This window comes from Pseudonocardia sp. GCM10023141, assembly GCF_042653605.1.
This window is the reverse complement of record NZ_JBHSIR010000026.1, coordinates 1-19927: the sequence shown is the minus strand read 5'-3', so window position 1 is coordinate 19927 and position 19927 is coordinate 1. Positions and strand designations below refer to the sequence as shown.

Annotated in this window: 23 protein-coding genes; 15 read left to right on the top strand and 8 right to left on the bottom strand. The window is 70.6% G+C overall.

Annotation, left to right across the window (positions count from 1 at the left end):
* Positions 1-55 precede the first annotated feature (55 nt).
* The gene (locus tag ACFPFQ_RS14150) at positions 56-496 is read left to right on the top strand and encodes a DUF1707 SHOCT-like domain-containing protein (RefSeq protein ID WP_379618721.1); all 441 of its coding nucleotides are present in this window, start codon (positions 56-58) and stop codon (positions 494-496) included.
* A 3-nt stretch (positions 497-499) separates the two neighbouring features.
* Here ACFPFQ_RS14150 and ACFPFQ_RS14145 read toward each other — a convergent pair whose 3' ends face one another.
* Entirely contained in the window at positions 500-1336 is an 837-nt protein-coding gene (locus ACFPFQ_RS14145) for an LLM class flavin-dependent oxidoreductase (protein WP_379618719.1), read from the bottom strand.
* 162 nt (positions 1337-1498) lie between these two features.
* Positions 1499-1864 (bottom strand): VOC family protein, encoded by a 366-nt coding sequence (locus ACFPFQ_RS14140; protein WP_379618718.1) that lies wholly within the window; start codon positions 1862-1864, stop codon positions 1499-1501.
* 37 nt (positions 1865-1901) lie between these two features.
* On the opposite strand from ACFPFQ_RS14140, the gene ACFPFQ_RS14135 reads away from it, so the two are divergent.
* From ACFPFQ_RS14135 to ACFPFQ_RS14110, 6 genes are all read left to right on the top strand, one after another.
* Entirely contained in the window at positions 1902-2714 is an 813-nt protein-coding gene (locus ACFPFQ_RS14135; protein WP_379618717.1) for a PaaI family thioesterase, read from the top strand.
* Positions 2715-2846: 132 nt separating this feature from the next.
* The gene (locus ACFPFQ_RS14130; protein WP_379618715.1) at positions 2847-3425 is read left to right on the top strand and encodes a biotin transporter BioY; all 579 of its coding nucleotides are present in this window, start codon (positions 2847-2849) and stop codon (positions 3423-3425) included.
* Positions 3422-4732, top strand: coding sequence for a class I adenylate-forming enzyme family protein (locus ACFPFQ_RS14125; RefSeq protein WP_379618713.1), 1311 nt, complete (start codon positions 3422-3424; stop codon positions 4730-4732). Before ACFPFQ_RS14130 ends, ACFPFQ_RS14125 begins: the two co-directional genes overlap by 4 nt.
* Positions 4729-5856, top strand: a complete 1128-nt coding sequence (locus ACFPFQ_RS14120) for a thiolase family protein (protein WP_379618711.1) — start codon at positions 4729-4731, stop codon at positions 5854-5856. The genes ACFPFQ_RS14125 and ACFPFQ_RS14120 overlap by 4 nt, the downstream gene beginning before the upstream one ends.
* Positions 5853-6527, top strand: coding sequence for an energy-coupling factor ABC transporter ATP-binding protein (locus tag ACFPFQ_RS14115; protein WP_379618709.1), 675 nt, complete (start codon positions 5853-5855; stop codon positions 6525-6527). Before ACFPFQ_RS14120 ends, ACFPFQ_RS14115 begins: the two co-directional genes overlap by 4 nt.
* Entirely contained in the window at positions 6524-7129 is a 606-nt protein-coding gene (locus tag ACFPFQ_RS14110; RefSeq protein WP_379618707.1) for an energy-coupling factor transporter transmembrane component T family protein, read from the top strand. The genes ACFPFQ_RS14115 and ACFPFQ_RS14110 overlap by 4 nt, the downstream gene beginning before the upstream one ends.
* Before the next feature lie 19 nt (positions 7130-7148).
* On the opposite strand, the gene ACFPFQ_RS14105 is transcribed toward ACFPFQ_RS14110, so the two are convergent.
* The 3 genes from ACFPFQ_RS14105 to ACFPFQ_RS14095 form a co-directional block, all read right to left on the bottom strand.
* Positions 7149-7319: a hypothetical protein gene (locus ACFPFQ_RS14105; RefSeq protein WP_379618705.1), complete on the bottom strand. Its 171-nt coding sequence runs from the start codon at positions 7317-7319 to the stop codon at positions 7149-7151.
* A gap of 64 nt (positions 7320-7383) precedes the next feature.
* A complete protein-coding gene (locus ACFPFQ_RS14100; RefSeq protein ID WP_379618704.1) occupies positions 7384-8217 on the bottom strand; it encodes a class I SAM-dependent methyltransferase in 834 nt (277 codons plus the stop codon).
* Between the two features lie 71 nt (positions 8218-8288).
* The gene (locus ACFPFQ_RS14095) at positions 8289-9641 is read right to left on the bottom strand and encodes a DUF4241 domain-containing protein (RefSeq protein ID WP_379618702.1); all 1353 of its coding nucleotides are present in this window, start codon (positions 9639-9641) and stop codon (positions 8289-8291) included.
* An 86-nt stretch (positions 9642-9727) separates the two neighbouring features.
* Here ACFPFQ_RS14095 and ACFPFQ_RS14090 point away from each other — a divergent pair, with 86 nt between their 5' ends.
* Both ACFPFQ_RS14090 and ACFPFQ_RS14085 read left to right on the top strand, forming a co-directional pair.
* Positions 9728-10411 carry a TetR family transcriptional regulator gene (locus ACFPFQ_RS14090; protein WP_379618701.1) on the top strand — a complete coding sequence of 228 codons (684 nt, stop codon included), beginning with the start codon at positions 9728-9730 and terminating at the stop codon, positions 10409-10411.
* An 84-nt stretch (positions 10412-10495) separates the two neighbouring features.
* On the top strand, positions 10496-11080 hold the full coding sequence (locus tag ACFPFQ_RS14085; RefSeq protein ID WP_379618700.1) for a dihydrofolate reductase family protein: 585 nt from the start codon (positions 10496-10498) through the stop codon (positions 11078-11080).
* Between the two features lie 17 nt (positions 11081-11097).
* On the opposite strand, the gene ACFPFQ_RS14080 is transcribed toward ACFPFQ_RS14085, so the two are convergent.
* Positions 11098-11556: a nitroreductase family deazaflavin-dependent oxidoreductase gene (locus ACFPFQ_RS14080; protein WP_379618698.1), complete on the bottom strand. Its 459-nt coding sequence runs from the start codon at positions 11554-11556 to the stop codon at positions 11098-11100.
* A gap of 118 nt (positions 11557-11674) precedes the next feature.
* A complete protein-coding gene (locus ACFPFQ_RS14075; RefSeq protein ID WP_379619250.1) occupies positions 11675-12637 on the bottom strand; it encodes a zinc-binding dehydrogenase in 963 nt (320 codons plus the stop codon).
* 87 nt (positions 12638-12724) lie between these two features.
* Between ACFPFQ_RS14075 and ACFPFQ_RS14070 the strand changes: the two genes are divergently transcribed.
* From ACFPFQ_RS14070 to ACFPFQ_RS14060, 3 genes are all read left to right on the top strand, one after another.
* Positions 12725-13384, top strand: coding sequence for a TetR/AcrR family transcriptional regulator (locus ACFPFQ_RS14070; protein ID WP_379618696.1), 660 nt, complete (start codon positions 12725-12727; stop codon positions 13382-13384).
* Between the two features lie 107 nt (positions 13385-13491).
* Positions 13492-13917: a DUF6069 family protein gene (locus tag ACFPFQ_RS14065; RefSeq protein ID WP_379618694.1), complete on the top strand. Its 426-nt coding sequence runs from the start codon at positions 13492-13494 to the stop codon at positions 13915-13917.
* 46 nt (positions 13918-13963) lie between these two features.
* Complete coding sequence (locus ACFPFQ_RS14060; RefSeq protein WP_379618692.1) at positions 13964-14320, top strand: YciI family protein; 357 nt, start codon at positions 13964-13966, stop codon at positions 14318-14320.
* A gap of 40 nt (positions 14321-14360) precedes the next feature.
* On the opposite strand, the gene ACFPFQ_RS14055 is transcribed toward ACFPFQ_RS14060, so the two are convergent.
* A complete protein-coding gene (locus tag ACFPFQ_RS14055; RefSeq protein WP_379618690.1) occupies positions 14361-15695 on the bottom strand; it encodes an FAD-dependent oxidoreductase in 1335 nt (444 codons plus the stop codon).
* 90 nt (positions 15696-15785) lie between these two features.
* Between ACFPFQ_RS14055 and ACFPFQ_RS14050 the strand changes: the two genes are divergently transcribed.
* The 3 genes from ACFPFQ_RS14050 (at position 15786) to ACFPFQ_RS14040 (ending at position 19699) form a co-directional block, all read left to right on the top strand.
* A complete protein-coding gene (locus ACFPFQ_RS14050) occupies positions 15786-16436 on the top strand; it encodes a TetR/AcrR family transcriptional regulator (protein ID WP_379618688.1) in 651 nt (216 codons plus the stop codon).
* A gap of 938 nt (positions 16437-17374) precedes the next feature.
* On the top strand, positions 17375-18856 hold the full coding sequence (locus ACFPFQ_RS14045) for an AAA family ATPase (RefSeq protein ID WP_379618686.1): 1482 nt from the start codon (positions 17375-17377) through the stop codon (positions 18854-18856).
* Between the two features lie 462 nt (positions 18857-19318).
* Entirely contained in the window at positions 19319-19699 is a 381-nt protein-coding gene (locus tag ACFPFQ_RS14040; protein WP_379618684.1) for a hypothetical protein, read from the top strand.
* The last annotated feature ends 228 nt before the right edge of the window (positions 19700-19927 follow it).

Sequence of the window (19927 nt, the reverse complement as noted above, 5' to 3'; positions counted from 1 at the left end):
ATCGCATGATCCTGCCCCATCCCGTGGCGCTGGCGGTCGTGCCATCATCGCGGATGTGAACGAGCCCGTCCGGCCGCAGGACATGCGGATCTCCGACGTCGAGCGCAGCACCGTCCAGGAGCACCTGCGCCGCGCGCACGACGTCGGGCAGCTCGATCTCTCCGAGTTCGACGAGCGGGTGCAGGCCGTGTGGTCGGCGAAGACCCGCGGTGATCTGGAGCGCGCCACCGCCGACCTGCCCGTGGTGGCAGCGGCACCCGCCCCGGCACCGGGCGGCTCCCGCCAGGCGTTCTCCGACACCGGCGGCGGCACCGCCATGCGCGTGCTGACGATCATCTGGGGCAGCCTCGTCGCGGTGAACCTGCTGGTCTGGCTGCTCGTGATGGTCACAGCAGGCGAGTGGATCTACCCGTGGCCGGTGTGGCTGATCGTGCCCGGCGCCGCACTGGGCGTGCTGTACGGCGCCGGGGTCGGCCGACCCGAACCTCCGAGATGAGCCTCAGCGGCCGGTGATGGCGTCACCGATGCGGTCGAGCTGGTCCGGGTCGGGGGCGTAGCAGTACAGCATCACCTCGTCGGCTCCGACGGATCCGAAGGCGCTGATCGTGCTGCGCACCTGCTCGGGTGTGGTGACCAGGCCGTTGACGATGTGGTCGACGAACGGCGCGAACGCGTAGTAGCGCCCGATCTCCGCGCGGGCGGACGCGATCACGTCCGCGGATCCGAGCACCGCGTTGAACTGGGCCACCAGCCGTGGCGAGCCCGACCGGCCGTGCCGCTCCCAGGCGTCGACGACCGCCGCGAACTTCTCGCCCATCGCTGCCGGGGGCGCGGCTGCGCCGAGGAAGCCGTCACCCCAGCGCGCCACGCGTTCGACGGCGGCGGGGGCGAACCCGCCGAACAGCACCTCGGGTCCGCCGGGGGTGGTGGGAACGGGGCCGACCTCGGTGCCCGACCAGTAGCCGCGCATCCGCTGCATCTGCTCGTCGAGGCGGCGGCCGCGGGTCTTCAGATCGACCCGGGCGGCGTCGAAGTCGTCGGCCCGGCCGCCGACACCGATGCCGAGGGTGAAGCGACCGCCGGAGAGACGGTCGAGGGTGGCGGCCTGCTTGGCGAGCACGACTGTGCGGTGCAGCGGTGCCAGCAGCACCTCGGTCTGCAGCCGGACGCGGGTGGTGACGCCGGCGAGCGCGGCCAGCGCGATCAGCGGCTCGGGGTTGTCGTAGACGACGCGATCGAGCAGGGCGATGGTGCGGAACGGGCCGGCGTCCGCGCGCCGGGCCCACGTCAGCAACTGCTCGGGGGCAGCGACGGGCAGGCCGATTCCGACGTTCATGGAGACTCCTCAGCAGGGCGGCAGGAAACGAGCCGCCCCTCCGGGACATCGTCATGATGCGGCGCTCCCGCTCTGCGGCGAGTTTCCGGGAAGCGCGATCGGAGTAGTCGCACTGTAACCCAACGCCGATTTCCCGTCGAGCGTGATGATCGTGGCCGCTGGTCACGGCCCGATCGGCTGCAGGAACTCGAGCCGGTTGCCGAACGGGTCGCTCGCGTAGAACCGGCGGTGGCCGGGGAACCCGTCGTCCCATTCGGCGGCGACGCCCCCGGCGGCCAGCCGCTCGCCGAGCGCGTCGAGATCGGTGACGACGATGCCGGGATGCGCCTTGCGGGCCGGCCGGAACTCGGCCTCGACCCCGAGGTGCAGCTCGACACCGCCGGCGCCGAACCAGGCCCCGCCGCGGGCGGCGAGCACAGGTGGTTTGGCGATCTCGGTCAGGCCGAGCAGGCCGGCGTAGAACGCCCGCGCGCCGTCCTCCGCGCCTGCGGGCATGGCGAGCTGGACGTGGTGGAGGCGGCTGAACATGGCCTGATCGTCGCACCGCCGTCGTAGTGTGCGAAGGGTGAGCATCTCGACGATGGAGCGCCTGCAGGCGATCGTGGCGGGCGCGCTGCCGCTCGCACCGGTGGCCGCCACGTTCGGCATGAGCCTGGCCGACGTGCAGCGCGGCCGGTCGGTCGGCCGGATCCAGCCGCTGCCGGTGCCGGTGCTGCAGGGGGCGGGTCCGGTGCTCGTCCTCGGGGACATGGCGCTGAGCGTGGCCATCGCGAGCACCCTCACGGAGCACCAGCACATCACCACGCTGACGATGCACCTCACCGGCCTCAGCCGCCCCCGGCCGGGCTCGGCGCTCGAGGCGGTGGCGCGGGTGGAGCACTCCGGTGCCGACTTCGCCGTGGCAACGGCCACCGTTCACGACGACGACGGCGCCACGGTGGCGCTCGTGAGCTGTCGCTCCGCGATGTTCACCGCCCGGTCCGACAGCGGCGAGACCAGGCAGCCGTTCCGCACCGTGCCCGACCCGCTGGCCGCGATGGGCGTCGCGACCGCCACCGAAGGCGACGCCACGGTCGCCACCATGGCGGCGCTGCCGGCGCTCGGGAACTCCGGCAACGCCGTGCAGGGCGGGGTCCTCGCGGCACTGGCCGCACACGCCGTCGACGCGGCGATCGCCGGCGAACGCCCGCAGCTCGCCGCGTCCGGCACCGACCTGGAGGTCACGTTCCTGCGCGGGGTGCCCACCGACGGGGCCGCGGTCGCCGCCCGGGCGGAGCTGGAGCACGCGGGATCGCGGTTCGCGAGCGCCCGTGCCGAGGTGTGCGGCGCCGGCGGCAAGCCGGCACTCCTGGTGACGGGAGCCCGCTGGCGCGGCTGACGGTCATCGGGGCGCGGTCCCGGTTGCGGGGTCGGGAGTGGGGTACGTCGCGGTCTCGATCAGATGCTCCCTCCGCGGGCTACCGTGTTGCGGGCGACGACGCCCGCCGACCCGTCCTCCGAGGAGTCCACTGTGTCCGGATCCCGCGCAGCGCTGCCCGCCGCCGAGCTGGCCAGGACGGTGGTCTTCGCCGCGTTCATCGGGGTGCTGGGCATCTTCCCCGGCGTCTACGTCGGCGGCTCGGCCGTGCCGATCGTGCTGCAGAACATGGGCCCGCTGCTGACCGGTGGCATCCTCGGCGCCCGGCGCGGGGTGGCGGCAGTGGTGCTCTTCCTGGCGCTCACGGCGATCGGGCTGCCGCTGCTCTCGGGTGGTCGCGGCGGGATCGGAGCGTTCATCGGGCCCAGCGGCGGCTTCATCCTCGGCTGGATCCTCTCGGCGCTGGTGGTCGGGCTCATCGTCGCGCGGGTGCGGCCGAAGCTGCCGATGCTGCTGGTCGCGACGCTCGCCGGCATCCTCGTCGACTACGCGATCGGGATCCCGTGGCTGGGCGTCTACACCGGTGACCTCGGCGCGGCCGCGGTGTCGTCGCTCGTGTTCGTGCCGGGTGACATCGCCAAGGCGGTGGTGGCAGCGCTCGTCGCGGCCGTGGTGCACCGCGCGCTTCCCGGCACGCTCCTCGGTACCCGCGAGGAGTCGCAGGCGCCGTGACGCTCGCGTCCCCGCCGATCATCGAGGGTGCCCGGCTGCCACCGGAGCTCCTGCGACAGGCCCACGGCGGCGCCCGGGAGCTGACGGCGCGCGGTGCGCGCGAGGGCTCGCGCATCGCGATCGACTCGGCCGACGTCCTGCCGTGGCTGCTCGGCGCCGACCTCATCGGTGCCGCGGCGCTCGTGATCGAACCCGCGTGGACGGCCCGGGAACGCGACGCCGTGCTGGCCGACGCGCGTCCGGACGTGGTCGTCGACGGATCGCCCCCGCCCCCGACACAGGTGCCGATCGCCCCGGCCGGCGACCGGCACACACCCTTCTACCTGCCGACGACGTCGGGCAGCAGCGGCCGGCCGAGCGTGCTGATCCGCAGCCGCGACTCATGGTTGCGCAGCTTCGCCGCGCTCCCGCTGCCCGGCACGGGTCCAGTGCTGATCCCCGGGCCGCTCAGCTCGTCGCTGTTCCTGTTCGGGGCGCTGCACGCCCTGCACGCAGGACGCCCGCTGGTGCTGCTGCCGCGCTGGCGGGCGGCCGAAGCGGCCCGGGCCGGGCACGGCGCCGAGGTCGTGCACCTCGTGCCGGCGATGCTGTCGACGCTGCTCGACGCGCTCGCCGCCGACCCGGCGCTGCGGGCGGCGTGCGCGCTGCGGACCGTCGTCTGCGGCGGTGCCCACCTCACCGACGGTGTCCGTGCGCGGCTCGCCGAGCTGCTGCCCGGCTGCGCGCTCGTCGAGTACTACGGGGCTGCCGAACACTCCCTGATCGCCGTCCGGCGCGACGGCGCCGGGCTGCGTCCGGTGCCAGGCGTCGACGTCGAGGTCCGGGAGGGCCGGATCTGGGTCCGCTCCGCGCTGACCGTGCTGGGCCGCCTCGAGCGCGGTGCGCTGCGCCCCGCCGATCCGGGCTGGTCGACCGTCGACGACCTCGGCACCCTCGCGCTCGACGGCACGCTCGTGGTGCACGGCCGGGGCGGGGCCACCGTCTCCAGCGGCGGCCGGATCGTGGCGGCCGAGGAGGTGGAGGCGGCCTTGCGCAGCGTGCCCGGTGTCGCGGACGTCCTGGTCACCGGCAGCCCGCACCGCACGCTCGGCGCGATCGTCACGGCCGTCGTCGAGATCGATCCGGCGGCCCCGCCGACGCTGCGCGACCTGCGGGCCGGTGCCCGCGCGCGACTGGAACCGGCCAAGCGGCCGCGGCGCTGGCTCACCACCACCGCCCTGCCCCGCACGGCGTCGGGCAAGCCGGCCCGCGCCGTCGTCACCGACCAGCTGCGCGACGGCACGTTCCCGGCGCGGACCCTCGCATGACCGAGGACCGCACACCCGTGGTCGTCGCGGCGCGGCGCACGCCGATCGGCAACGCGCGTGGTGCGTTGCGCCGCCACACCGTCGACGCGCTGGCGGCTCCCGTGCTGCGCGCGGTGCTCGCCGACGCGGGCCTGGCGACGGCCGACGACGTGCTGCTCGGCAACGTCTTCGGGCCCGGCGGCAACCCGGCGCGGGTGGCGGCGCTGCGAGCCGGGCTCGGCGACGGCGTCGGGGGGATGACGATCGACCGGCAATGCGCGAGCGGGCTGGCGGCCATCACGACCGCGGCGTCGATGATCCGCGCGGGCGAGGCCGACGTGGTGCTGGCGGGCGGCGTCGAGAGCGCCTCGACGGCGCCGCTGCGGGCCTGGCGCGACGGTCCGACCACGCCGTATGCGCGGGCGCCGTTCGCGCCCGCCTCGATCGGCGACCCGGACATGGGACCCGCTGCCGACCTCGTCGCGGCGGAGGCGGGCATCACGCGGCAGCGCCAGGACGTGTTCGCCGCGCGCAGCCACGCTCGGGCCGTCGCCGCGCAGCGGGCCGGGCGGTTCGACGCCGAGCTCGTGCCGATCGACGACGTCGCCTCCGACCAGCGTCCGCGGGCCGGTTTCACCGTCGAGCGGCTGGCCCGCTTCCCGCCGGCGTTCACCCCCGACGGCACCGCGACGGCGGCCAACTCGTGCGGGGTCAGCGACGGTGCCGCCGCGGTGCTGCTCATGACCGAGTCGCGACGGAGCCGGCTCGGCCTGCCGGGCCTGCGGCTCGTCGCGGCGCGGACATCGGGTTGCGACCCGAACCGGCTGGGACTGGGTGCGGTGCCCGCGATGCGGGCGGTGCTGACGGCGGGCGTGGTCGATGTCGCCGGGATCGGCGTGGAGTTCAACGAGGCCTTCGCCGGGCAGGCGCTCGCCTGCCTCGATGCCGCCGGTATCGACGAGCAGGTAGTCAGCCCCGACGGCGGCGCGATCGCGCTCGGCCACCCGTGGGGCGCGTCCGGAGCGGTACTGGTGGTGCGGTTGTTCAGCCGGATGGTGCGCACGGCGGGGCCGCGGCTCGGCCTGTCCGCACTCTCGGCCGGGGGTGGCCTCGGGGTCGCCGCGCTGTGGGAGGTCGTCCGGTGATCGAGTTCGAGTCCATCGGACACCGGTACGGCTCGCGAGTCGTGCTCGCGGACGTGTCGCTGACCGTGAACGAGCGCCGCATCGCGTTCGTCGGCGCCAACGGCTCCGGCAAGTCCACCCTCGCGCGCATGATCAACGGACTGGTCCGGCCCACCAGCGGGCGCGTGCTCGTCGGCGGGCTCGACCCGGTCCGCGACGGCCGCCGGGTCCGCGAGCGCGTCGGCTTCCTGTTCACCGATCCCGACAGCCAGATCGTGATGCCGACGGCCGGTGAGGACGTCGCGTTCTCGCTGCGCGGGCGCGGCATCCCGCAGGCCGAGCGCACCCGCAGAGCCGCTGCGATGCTCGCCGAGCACGGCCTCGACGGCTACGCCGAACATCCGGCTCACCAGCTCTCCGGGGGCCAGAAGCAGCTGCTCGCGCTGTGCTCGATGCTCGTGCTCGAACCCGAGGTGCTGGTCTGTGACGAGCCCACGACGCTGCTCGACCTGCGCAACAAGCGCCACTTCGCCGAGGTGATCGACGCGCTGCCGCAGCAGGTCGTGCTCGTCACCCACGATCTCGACCTGCTGGAGCGCTTCGAACGGGTCGTCGTGCTCGACCGCGGCCGGGTCGTCGCCGACGACCTGCCGGAGCCGGCGCTGCGGTTCTACCGGGACCTGGTCGGATGAACCCGCTGGGCCTCTACGAGCCGGGCACGAGCGTGGTGCACCGGATCGGCGTCGGCTGGAAGATCGTGGCGCTGCTGCTCCTCGCGGCCGCGACGTTCGCCGTGGTGTCGCCGCTGTGGCTGGCCGGGATGTGCGGCGGTGTCGTGGTCGCCTACGCCGTGGCCCGGGTGCCGCTGCGCCGCTGCGGCCAGGCCGTGCGGACGATCGGACCGTTGGTCGTCGTCATGTTCCTGCTGCAGTGGTGGCTGATCGGGCGCGACAGCGCCGTCGTGGTCTGCCTGCGCATCTTCGTCGCGCTGGCCGCCGCCAACCTGTTCACGCTCACCACCCGGATCGACGACATCGTCACCACGATCGAGCACCGGCTGGGCCCGCTGTGCAGATTCGGCGTGCGTCCGGATCGCGTCGGCCTGATGGTCGGCCTCACGGTGCAGGCCGTTGCGGGCCTGTCGCGCGTCGCGGGGGAGGTGCGCGACGCGCAGCGAGCCCGCGGGGCGAGCCGGTCGGTGGTGGCCTTCGCCGTGCCGTTCCTCGTGCGGACGCTGCGCTACGCCGACGAGCTCGGCGAGGCGCTGGCTGCCAGAGGCGTGGGTGACCGCTGATCCGGCCGGGATCGGCGCCCTACTGGCTTTCCTGATCATGACGTGACCTGCGACGCGGGCGTCGCAAGGTGTCGGTGTCGTCGGTGTCGGCCATGGCGGCGAGGTCGACGGCAGCGCGGAGTCCGGTCAGGGAGTCGAGCAGCCGGGCAACGTCCTGCGCGGCCTGCTCGCGGGGTTCGGCGTGGCGCATAAGGACCAATACCCCGGGCGTTCGGACCTGAAACCGTGATGTGACGGCCTGTTTCCGCGGTGCGTCAGCCGGGTTTGACGGCCTGGAGCGTGTAGCTGTGCGCGAGCAGCTCGGGGCGGCCGCGCAGCCGCCACTCCTTGTGGTCGACCTGCTCCATCTGGCCGGGCAGTGCCTCCCACGGCACGCTGTCGTGTTCCACGAACTGCGTCAGCGCCAGCCCCTGCTCGAGCAGCGCCGAGATGATCTCGCCGAGGCCGTGGTTCCAGCTGTGGGTGACGTTGTGGACGAACTGCGCGTCGGTCTCGACGTAGGTGGTGTCGTCCTCCCACACGATCGGCTCCGGCGTCTCGAAGTACGGGAAGCCGACGACGAGACGGTCGGTGACCCGGTCGTCGATCGCCCACAGCATCGGATGGCCCTCGCGCAGGAACAGCCGCCCGCCCGGGCGCAGCAGCGCGGCCACGATCGCGGCCCACCTGCGGATGTCGGGGAGCCAGCAGAGGGCGCCGATGCCGGTGAAGACCAGGTCGAACCCGGCCGCGGGCAGCACCGCGAGCGCGTCGTGCAGATCCGACTCCACGAAGTCGACGTCCGCACCCGTCGCGGCGGCCAGCCTGCGGGCCTCGGCCAGCGAGGCGGCGGAGAAGTCGAGGCCCGTCATGCGTGCGCCCAGCCGGGACAGCGAGATCGTGTCGGTGCCGATGTGGCACTGCAGGTGCACCCCGCGCAGCCCGGTGATGTCGCCGAGCCGGGGGACGTCGAACCGGACCACGTCGCTGAGGAACCCCGGATCGGCCACGAACCGCTCGAACGCGTAGCCGGGCGAGGCGGCGTGCGCGGGCGCCCGCTCGTCCCAGTTCGCGCGGTTGACCGCGAAGGAACCCGCTCGTCCGTCCATGCCCGGCGAGGCTACTGACGCACGGGTGACCGGCGACAGCGCATTACAGGGTCGGCGTGGGCATCGCGGGGTCACCCAGGCTCGACGGGCCCGACCAGCGTCGAACCGGCGAGGACCTCCGTGTCGGCGACGACGCACACGACATCGTGCTCAGCGCAGCGGCCGATCCAGACGGGATAGCCGCCGTCACCGAAACCGCTGGGGAACACGATCATGTTCGTCGCGGTGTCCGGATCCTCCATCACGACGCTGCGCTCGCGCCAGAGTTCGTCCCGCAGCTCGTCCCGGACACCCCGGACCTCGTACCACCCGCTGCTGGGATCGAGCCGGTGATGGAGGATCACCGCGTCGGTGAAGGCGAGCACGCCCGAGTCGACACCGACCACGAAGTACTGGCCGTCACCGAGGGTGCTCGGGTCCTGGCCGGGTTGCAGTGCCGGCTCCCAGTACGCCACCGGCTCCTCCCGCAGGCTGATGCGGCACCCCGCCACCCGTTTCTCGGTCCGGTCGGGGAACGTGGCGATCGCCACCGTCACCGGGTGGCTCCCGGTCGGCAACGCGACGGTGAGGGGTTGCAAGTCCGCGCCGAGGTAGGCGGGATCGGTGACGAGGAGCCGGCCGGTCGGCAGCTGCAGCCTGCCCACCTCACGGGCCTGCACCACGACCTCCTCGCCGGGTTCGGATTCGCCTGGTTCGGATTCGCCGGCCTCGAGGAGGTAGCGCGCGGGTGGGCCGAACATCGTCACCATCTCGGGCCCGGGTCGTGCTGCTCCCGGCGCCCAGTCGCGAACGGGTTCCGACACGGGCGGCGCGATCGGTGGGCGGGGTTGTGGTGCCCGCGGCGGGGCGGGCGGGTGGGGTAGCGGACCGAAGTCCCGGAGCGTCTCGACGGGCTCCGGAACGGGGAACGGTGGCTGCGGGAGACCGGACAGGAAGTCGGCAGGCCCCGACCAGCTCCCGAACCGCGGCACGGCGATCCACCGCTCGTCCGGCCCGAGCGCGCGGAACGGCGGCGTGGGCGTGCCGATGGCCTGCACGATCGGCGCATCCCGTCCCGGCCGGGTGATCTCCGAGCCGAACGTCGTCAGGCAGCGCGGTACGTCCGTGTCGAACTCCGGCGCGCTCGCGTCGGGGTAGCGCCACTCGGTCATCTCGAGCAGCGCCATCCGGTCGCGATCCGCCTGTCGGAACTCGACGCGGAACGTGCGCCGTTGCAGCTCGTCGAAGCTCCACGCGAGCAGCCGCGCGTGCAACCCGTCGACCTCGACGAGGTGCCGGGGCCGGCCCGCGGGACCGAGCAGGACGACGTAGGGCTCGCCCGCGCCGTGGCGGCGCTCGGCGTCGGCGGCCGGCAGCGGCTCGTCGATCGCGCGCTGCTGGGGGTGCCACCTGGCGCCGTAGGCGATCCCGGGACGCTGCCTCACCGCCTCAGTATTGCGCCCGCTTCGCGGGTGAATGAATCAATTGCTCGAATGACACTGTCAAGGCCCGAGATCGGTAGGCTGTCGGAATGGCCGAGCCCGCTGCGAGGACCGGACCACGCCGAGCTCCGCGGCCGGGCGAGCGCAAGCGCGACCCCGAGCGCACCAAGCAGGCCATACTCGACGCGGCCGCAGGCGAGTTCGCCCGCAAGGGCTACGCGGGTGCGCGCACGGCGGACATCGCCGCGGCGGCCGGGGTCAACCAGCAGCTCATCGCCTACTACTTCAACGGCAAGGCCGGGCTGGCCAAGGAGATCGGCAGGCGGTGGCGCGCGCAGGAGACGGTGCTGCGGCCGGGTGCCGGGTCCCTCCAGGACGACGTCCGGGAGCAGGTCATGGCGTTGGCGCAGGATCCCGCCATGTACCAGGGCGCGAAGCTGCTGGCCTGGGAAGGGCTGGAGTCGCAAGGGCTGGAGTCGCGGGGCGACCCGGATCCGGAGGAGGAGGCCGAGCGCGCCGCCCGGCTGGGCGAGGAGGTGGCCCGGATCCGCCGGCAGCAGGAGGCCGGCGAGCTCGATCCCGCACTCGATCCGGCCGCAGTGTTGCTGATCATGATGAGCGCCGGCATGGCACCGGCGGTGTACCCGCAGCTCGTGCGGGCGCTGTTCGGTCGTGCCGCCGACACGGCCGACTTCCTGGAGCACTACGCCGAGCAGCTGGCCAGGGTGATCGCCCTGCTCGCCCCGGCGGGACCGGGCCGGGAGAATTCCTGACCGGCCATGTCGACGGCGGCCGACGCCGTTCGTAGCAGGGGTGAGGAACCGGCAACGGGCCGGTCGTCGTCACCGGAGGCCGCAATGGCTACATCTGTGCTCTACATGTCGATGTCGCTCGACGGGTTCATCGCAGGACCCGGTGACGAGCCGGGCAACCCCGGCGGCGACGGCTTCATGCGACTGCACGACTGGTACGGGTTCGACCAGGACGGCGAGATCGCCGACCTGGACGGCATGGGCGGGCACTTCATGCGCGAGACGATGGCCACCGGGGCGCTCGTCGCGGGTCGGCGCACCGTCGAGCAGGTGGATCACTGGAGCGGCGACGCCCACGGAGTCCCGATCTTCGTGCCCAGCCACCGGCCGCCGGGCCCGTCGGTGGCGAACCACCCGATGGTCACGTACGTCTCCGACGGGATCGTCAGTGCCATGGCGCAGGCGAGGTCGGCGGCCGGCGACCGGGATGTGGTGGTGCTCGGCGGGTACACGGCGCAGCAGGCACTCGCCGCCGGCGTGCTGGACGAGCTGCAGATCCACCAGATCCCGGTGCTGTTCGGCTCCGGCAGGCGACTGTTCGACGTGCTCCCGGAGCGGGTCGAGCTGGAGATCGCCAGGGTGATCGACACGCCGGACGCCACCCACCTGCGCTACCGCGTGCGCCGCTGAGAGCGGCGCGGTGGTGCTCAGCGCGGCGTGAGCCGGACGATCGGGTACTCCCGGTCGGACTTGTCCTGGTACTTCGCGATGCGGGGCTGCGCAGCCGAGATGCGCTGCCAGGCCTGTTCGCGCTCGGCACCGCTGAGCACCTGCGGCGTCACCGCGACGGCGGCCCGGCCGGGCAGCTCGATCGACACCTGGTCGGGGCTCGCGGTCAGGTTGGCGTGCCAGTCCGGGTGGATCTCCCCACCTCCGGACGCGATGATCAGCCGGGCGTTCGCGCCGTCGGGGAACCAGGCCAGCGGGGATTCCCGCGGCTGCCCGCTGCGCCGCCCGACGGTGTGCAGGATCAGCACGTCCATCCCCATGAAGGTGCCCTTGTCGCGTCGCACCTTCGCGTTCATCCGGGCGTTCATGCGGTGCTGCATCCACCGCGAGAACGCCCCGGGCCCCGTGCGCCTGCCGGTCTGCTGGTCCGCTGCCATCTGCCTTCTCCTCCAGGGTCACCCCGCCTGGGCGGGGACTTGTTTCCGCTGGTGGATGACGTTAGGGGCCGGTGGCTCGGCCGTGCTTCTCGATTCCTGACCGGTACCGACCGACGGGTCACGGCGTGAGGACGATCCTCCCGAACACGCTGCCGAGGTCCATCCGGCGATGGGCCTCGGCGGCCTGGTCCAGCGGGAGGACCTCGTGCACGACGGCGTGCAGTTCGCCGCGGGCTGCGGCCGCGAACTGCGCGGCCCGCACGGCGTCGCGCTCGGGAACCGGAACGGTGTCGAGGCTGAGCGTGGCGAACGAGCGGGACTGCTGGAACGCGCCCGTGAGCCGCGTGCCGAAGTCCCCGGGCGGCATGCCGGCCACCACGCCGACGACGACGAACCGTCCGTTGGGAGCCAACCGGTCGATGAACGCCGGCAGCTGCGCCCCACCGACGATGTCGACGATCACGTCGAAGGCTGCCGGCGCCGCCGGGTCACCCGCTCCGGAGCGGTCGAGCACGTGGGTTGCCCGGAGCTCGCGCAGGCGCCTGCCGCGCTCCGGCGATGACGTCGTGACGGCGACAGCGCTCGCCCCGGCACGTGCGGCGAGCTCCACCGTCGCGATCCCGATGCTGCCGGCCGCACCGCGCACGAGCACGGACTCGCCGGGAACGAAGTGCGCGTGGGCGAGCGCGAAGTGCGCCACGGGTGCCGCGCTCCCGAGGGTCACGGCATCGATCGAGGACAGGTCGACGGGCAGGGCGACGACGTCCTCGATCCGCGCGACGGCCTGCTCGACGTAGCCACCACTCGTGCCGGTGAACGCCCACACCCGGCGGCCGACCCACGACGCGTCGACGCCCGACCCGACCGCCGTGACCCGCCCGGCCACCTCGCTGCCGGGGATCAGCCCCTCGCTGAACCCGTAGCCGCGCAGCGTCCCGCGGCGGATCACCGCGTCGACGCCGCCGACCCCGATCGCCTCGGTCTCGATGATGACCTGCCCGGGTGCCGGGGCCGGGGCCGGCACCTCGATCACCGCTATCCCGTCCGGGTCGCCGAACCGTTGGATCGCCGCTGCTCGCACTGTCGTCACCTGCTCGTTCTCGTCGTTCGGTGCGCTACCGTGGCGACGGTAATGGACGCCTGCGTCCACTTCTGCGAAGTGAGAAACATGATCGATCGATTGCCTCAGAAGCTGCGCGCCGATGCGCAGGACAACCGTGACCGGGTCATCGAGGCGGCGCGGGCACTGTTCTCCGAGCGGGGGATCGGTGTCGTCACGATGCGCGAGATCGCTCGCCGTGCCGAGGTGGGGCCCGCGACCCTGTACCGGCGGTTCCCGACGAAACAGCTGTTGGTCGACGACGCCTTCGCCGACGAGCTGCGGCGCTGTCGCGGGATCGTGGACGACGGCTGCGCCGATCCCGATCCGTGGCGGGGGTTCTGCTCGGTCATCGAACGGATCACCGTGCTCAACAGCCACAACCAGGGATTCGTGGACGCGTTCATGGCCGCGAGCCCGGAGGTCGACACGTTCGCTGCGCACCGCGCCGCACTGCTGCGGATGCTCGTCGAGCTGGCCGGGCGTGCCCAGGCGGCAGGGGGCCTGCGCCGTGATTTCGTCATCGACGACCTCATCCTCGTGCTGCTCACCGGGCGCGGGCTGGCTGCGGCGCCGCCGTCGGTCCGGGCTGCGGCGGCGCGGCGGTTCGCCGCGCTGGCCATCGATGCGTTCCGCGCGTCCGGCGACAGCGCAGAGCTGCCCCGCGCCCCGCGTCTCGTTCCCGGCGTGGTGCGGACCACCCGCCGGGCCGCCGGACAGGTCCCCTGAAAGATCTTCGAGAAAATTCTCCGGGACATGTCGAACGGTGTCGTGCCCGTTCGTAGCGGGGGTGAGAGACCGGCAACGAGCCGGTCGGCCAGCCACCGGAGGTCACCATGTCCGCCACCACCTACACCGCCGCTCCCGCCACCACGACCACCGCGCCCTCGGCGGGTTCGCTGCTGCGGCGCGGGGCTGTCGCCACCGTCGCTGCCGCGGCTGCCACCACGGTCATCGCCACCGTCGGCCAGGCGGTCGGGATCAGCCTGGCCGTCTCCGGCGCCCCGATCCCGCCGGCCGGGTTCGCGACGCTGACCGTCGTCTTCGCGGTGCTCGGCCTGCTCATCGCACTCGTGCTGCGCCGGTTCGCCCGCAGCCCCCGCACGGCGTGGATCCGCACCACCGTGGTGCTCACCGCGCTCTCGCTGGTGCCCGACCTGCTCGCGGATGCCGCCGGTTCGACGAAGGCACTGCTGATGGGGACGCACCTGGTCGCTGCGGCGATCGTGATCCCGGCGGTCGCCGCCAGGCTGCGCGCCTGACGCCCTGCCGTGCTCGTCCCGCTGTTGAACGAAGGAGCGATCGATCATGCAGTACCTGCTGTCCATCCAGGTCGACGAGAGCGTGCCAGCACCCACCCGCGAGGCCGAGCGGGAGGCCTCCTACGACCGGGTCGGACGCGTCAACGACGACATGCGGTCCGGTGGCGTGTGGGTCTTCGCCGGCGGGCTGCTGCCGTCGGGGAGCGCCACCGTCGTGGAGGTGAACGACGGCTCCACCACGATGACCGACGGTCCGTTCGCCGAGACGAAGGAACAGCTCGGCGGGTTCTGGGTGATCCGCGTCGCCGATCTCGACGCGGCACTGGCCTGGGCCGCGAGGTGCGCCGAGGCCTGCCGCGGACGCATCGAGGTCCGCCCCTTCGATCATCTGTCGCAGGACTGAACCCGCCACCGGCCCGCCGGTTCCGCCACCGAGCCGCCCGTCAGGCCGGGGCCAACGCGCCGCGGACCACCCGGGCCAGCTCGCGCCGGTCCGGCCCCTCCGCAGGCGTGGGCCGCCACCCGCTCCGGTACACCGCGGCGGCCTTCGGCTCGACCGCGTCCAGGCTGTCCGGCCCGGCCAGCATGCCCTGGTACCTGCCGATCGCGGGCCCGATCTCCGGGTCGACCGCCGCGGCCGCCATGATCAGATCGGACGGGATGCGGCGGGTGAGGTCGATGTCGTGGCCCGCCCAGCGGCGCCGGGTCGCCTCGTCCATCCGTACGTGGTCCTCGACCCAGGGCCGCATGTGCGCCTCGCACCAGGCGTCGAACCTCGCCGGGACCGGGTCGGGGTCGACACGGTGCTCGTCGAGCAGGCGGAGCAGTTCGCGGGCCTGCAGCAGGGACGTGGTGATCCCGCGTCCGAAGTTCGGCGTGGTGGTGCACACCGCGTCCCCGACGAAGACCAGCCCCGGCCGGATCGCGCCGTCCCGATCTGCCTGGCCCTGATAGTGGTTGACCATCGCGCCCCCGGCCAGTACCGGCTTGATCGGCCGGGAGCGCCCGGGGTCGGTCCAGCTCGACAGCCCGGGCACCGCCCGGCAGGCCGCCTCGAACGCGGGCTCGTGGCGCAGCAGGACCAGGTCCGGGTCGTCGACCGGGCGCAGGATCAGGACCGTGAAGGTGCCGTGCTCGTGCGGGAAGACGATCACTTGGTAGCCGTCGAGGTCGGCCTGCCAGGCGAGCTGGTTGGTCATCGGACCGAGTTCGGCACCGGGGTGGAGCTGGTACTGCCGGTCGACGTAGGCGATCCCGGTCGCGCCGGTCACGGCGGCCGGCCCGCGCAGGGAGCGGGTGGCCCGACCGTTCCGGCCGGAGGCGTCGACGACCAGGTCCGCAGCCACGACCTCGGATCCGATCCGCAGACCGGTCGCCCGTCCGGAGCGGTCCAGGGTCACGCCGTCGACGTGAGCGCACCGCAGCTCCACCCCGGGCTGTCCGGCCACGGCGGCGCGCAGCGCGCGTTCGAACGTCTCCCGCCGCGACCGCATCCCTCCGGGCACGACCTGGCCACCCGGAAGCTCGAACGTGATCGGCTCGGCGCCTGCGGCCAGCCAGGCGGCGTGCGCCTCGGGCAGCTCGGCCCGCAGCGCCTCGTCGACCTGCGGCCGGAAGGCGTGCGCGTGGTGGAACTGCATCACGCCGCGGCGGCGCCAGCCGGCCCCGCCGTCCGGGCCGGGGTCGCGGTCGGCGGCGGTGACCCGGTGGCCGCGGCGGGCCAGTGCTGCGGCGAGGAACAGGCCGGTCGGTCCCGAGCCGATGATCGCGACGTGCATCTCGTCACCTCGTCAGATACCCTCGAGAAATTCATTACCCACAGAGTGCAACTGAAATAGAGGGGTTCGTCAAGCCCTGCGAGGAGCACGATGAGCGAGACGGACACCGGTCGGCGCCGGTACCGGTCGGAGCTGCGGGCCCGCCAGGCGCGCGAGACCCGGCAGGTGGTCGTCGAGGCCGCGGCCGCACTGTTCGTCCGCCACGGCTACGCCGCCACGACCCTGGCCGCGGTCGCCGCCGCCGCCGGGGTGAGCCGCAAGACCGTCTTCAACGCCGTCGGTGGCAAGTCCGCGCTGCTCCACCTCGCGTGGGACCGGTCGCTGACCGGCGACGACGAACCGGTGCCGATGGCGCAGCGCGCGGCCGTCCGCCAGATCCTGGCCAGCACCGACCCGGCCGAGTCGGTCCGGCTCTGGGTGGCCATGGTCGTCGACGTGCAGGTCCGTTCGGCTCCGATCGGCCGGGTGCTCGCGGCCGCGGCCGATGTCGACCCGGATGCCGCGGCACTGCTTGCGATGGCCGACGCGGAGCGCCTCCAGGGGGCGCGGGAGTTCGTCGAGCACCTGCAACGGGTCGGCGGGCTCCGGGCCGGCGTGACGCCCGAGGCGGCCGCCGACGTGTGCTGGGCGCACAACGACGGCTCGGCCTACCGGCGGCTGGTGCTCGAGCGTGGTTGGCCGGCCGCGGTGTTCGAGCAGTGGCTGGTCCGGGTCATCACGACCTCGGTGCTGCCGGACTGATCGGACGGCTGCCCTGGCGGGGCGCCCCGACGGCGCCAACCAAATGGCCACGGCGCCGACGTCTCGACATCGGCGCGGTGGCTACGGGGTTGGCGCGGTCAGCGACTGCTGGGCCCGGCACGACAAAGGGCCGGTCTCCCGTGGGGGATACCGGCCCTGAGCTGCGAAAACATGGTCGGGGTGACAGGATTTGAACCTGCGACCTCTTCGTCCCGAATTAGGTCCGTGCCGCGAACGCACGTCCACGAACCTCGTCCCCGCTGGTCGGAGCCGCGGGACGCGTCGGTCAGAGTGGCTCGCCGATGTTGCCCGCAACAAGATCGTCTCCCCGATCTCTCCCAGATGGCCGCCGCTCCGTCGAGTGCAAGTGCCACTCGGGTCGCCGCGTCAGCAACGACGCACATGGCAGACGGGAGCAGGCCGGAGCAACCAGGAGCGGAGATTCGAACATAAGTTCGAACGATCTGGTAGCGTGATCTTCATCGGTCACACGTCATCCCTGGCGGCCGGATCTCGCATCCTCCCCAGGATCACCGGCACTGTGACGTCTCTAGATCGGGAGGTCGGTGCGTGGGGATGTTGGGTGTGTTCATTCCTGGCTCGTGGGCGGTGGGGGAGGTGGGCGCCTTGAGCCTCTGTGACCGCCTTGCGGCAGCTGTAGCGATGCGGGAGATGAGGAGTGTGCCGACTGTAGCTCCCGTACGTCGGGATATGCCGACGCGGATGGCCGTCAGCGCCTGGCGGGGGCCTCGCGCCGTTGACCGTCGCCGTCTTCCTGGTGTGCTGACTCCGGGCGCCGGCGCAGAACCCGTCACCTGCTCGCCTAGATCTCGCGGCCAAATGGACCACAGTCAGGCGTCTACTGTCATGATGCGCTGCATGAGCACGTCCTCTCACGCCTGGGCCCACCGATGAGGTTCGTCGTCCAAAACGTGGGCATGACCTTGCCCTACGGGTCGCGCCCGTTCGCGGTGCTGTACGCCGACACGTGGAACGACTACGGGTATAACGTGCTCTATAAGCTTGAGGTCCATCTCGAAAATCATGATGTAATAGCAGCGGGAAATGTCAAGATTACAAGTCTCGGACTGGAGTCCGGTGCGCCACTGGATATTGGAGTCGAGTTTGAAACCCTTCCGGAGGGTTTCTGTTCGCTAGGGCAGGAATACACCTACTATGAAGCGCTTGCGGGATCCGGTGATACGCTCCTGCGTCAGACCCTAGCCGGACTGCGCGATGTAGTGCTGTATCCAACACTTCAAGAGGTCTTCAAGAACGAGAATTCCTATCGAAAGGGACTTCTGAGGTTTGGATCGGCTGAACGGGCGATCGTCGATGCGCCGGCGCTTCTAGCCGACCAGCATGGACCGGACGGCCCATCGAAAACGCGACTCGCGTTTGCATTTGAGAACAGCGTGGGCGGGGACGACTTTACAATTGAGTTCGTGTTTGCAGATAGGGAGCATCTGCCCTCGCGAATCAACGCCGTCATTGGCTACAATGGCACGGGGAAGACTCGACTACTTGCGAACTTGGCGATGATAGCGTCTTCTGACGCCCAGCGTCGGCTTGAACCTGAGACGCGCAAGTTTAGTGGGCGGTTCCCTGAATATGACCCGGCATTCGGTGCGGTAGTTGCGATTTCGTATAGCGCATTCGACATATTTGAGATCCCCGACAAAGGTGATCCCCGTTCGTTCGGTTACACATATTGCGGGTTGCGCAAGCGCGGTCCGGACGGAGCCTATACGCTCAAGAGTCCGGATGAGATTACGGACGACTTCTTTTCTGCGCTGAAAAATGCCCGCAATGGGCGCCAAAGAGATATCCTAGTTCAGGTCTTTGACCGACTCAAACAGGAACCTTCATTCGCCCGAGTCGGGTTGACAGAGTACATTCACGCCGAAGAAGATACAAGTCTATCCGACATTCGGCTGCAGTTTTCCAGGTTGAGTACCGGTCACAAGATTGTTCTCAACATTGCGACACAACTGGTTGCGAACCTGCAACTTCGGTCCTTGATTTTGATTGACGAGCCCGAGTCGCATCTGCACCCACCCCTCCTTGCTGCACTTCTCCGATCGGTTAGCGAGGCCTTAGATCAGCGCGATTCCTTTGCGGTCGTGGCAACACATTCCCCGGTCGTGCTTCAGGAGGTGCCGAGTCGCTATGTTTCCGTGCTTAAGCGCAATGATACCGCGACAATTGTGCAGTCTCCAGAGTCGGAAACATTCGGGGAGAATGTCGGATTCTTGACCCGCACGGTGTTCAATCTGGATAGTAGCGCTACGGATCATCACGCAATTCTAAGGAGGCTCGCACAGTTTCCAATGGCGGACATCGAGCAGATGTTCGGCACGCGGCTGAGCAATCAGGCGCGCACTTACATTATGAAGATCCAGCGGGAACGGGCGTCTTAGGTGCGGTCTCTCCCGAAGCCAAGTAGGGATGATCGCGCCGACTTTCGAGAGTGCATCGATCGGCGTAAGGACGTGGAAAGTGACCTTCTTAGGGCCAGCGAGTCGGTCGTCTACGATGCATACGATCGATACGAAGACATTGCGTTCGGGACTGGAGTTGCTGGCCAATTGGTCGAAGACGCTCCGCAAGCTCTAAAGGATAATTTTCGTCTGCTGGATACTGGTCGACCGCTTCATGATTTGAGGCAAAAGCTACTCGGGATGGGCTCGAATGACCGGTGTCCCTACTGTAATCGCGCGCCGACGGCAGCCCTAGATCATCATCTGCCTAAAACCTCACTGCCGCACTTTGCAATCCTTGCGAGGAATCTTGTGCCGATCTGTGACCGGTGCAATCGCAGGAAGTCGAGTACGCAGCGCGTCAGTCCAATCCACAGGTTTTTCCATCCCTACTATGACAGAGTGCCCGACCGCCGACTCCTACGCGCTACTACGAAGATCGACGATATTGTCGATATTGATTACTTCATTGACGAGCAATGCGGAGCGCCACGAGAGATGATTAGCATTGCGCTATTCACTTTTATTCAGCTGGACTTGCGGCAGTTTTTTGTTCAGGAAGCATACGATGAAATCGGCGACCTTGCAATTGCGCTTGACAACGAATTTGACAGTGGTGGAACTCTAGCTGTTGCGGGCTTTCTCGCAACGATCAGGGACTCCTGTTCCGGCAGGCATGGATACAATCACTGGCGTAGTGCACTTTACGAGGCGTTGGCTGACAGTGCTGATTTCTGTGCTGGCGGTTTTCGTCAGCTACTTCCGGGTGCGACCATTTTCTAGCTAGTAGGCCGTCGCGGCTAAAGCGTGGGTTCGGGCGGCGTCCAGGTGCGTGCATCGCAAGGCGGCGATGCGAAGGCATACCGGGTGTCTGTTGAGCGTCGCCAACGCAGCGAGGTGCGTGCCTGGGCATCGCCGGGCGCGAAATAGCCGCGACGGTCTACTAGTAGAGCGTCGCTTCTAAGATTCGGGGTAGAGGTGTCGGAGTTTGGTGCGGGCGTCGCTGGCGGT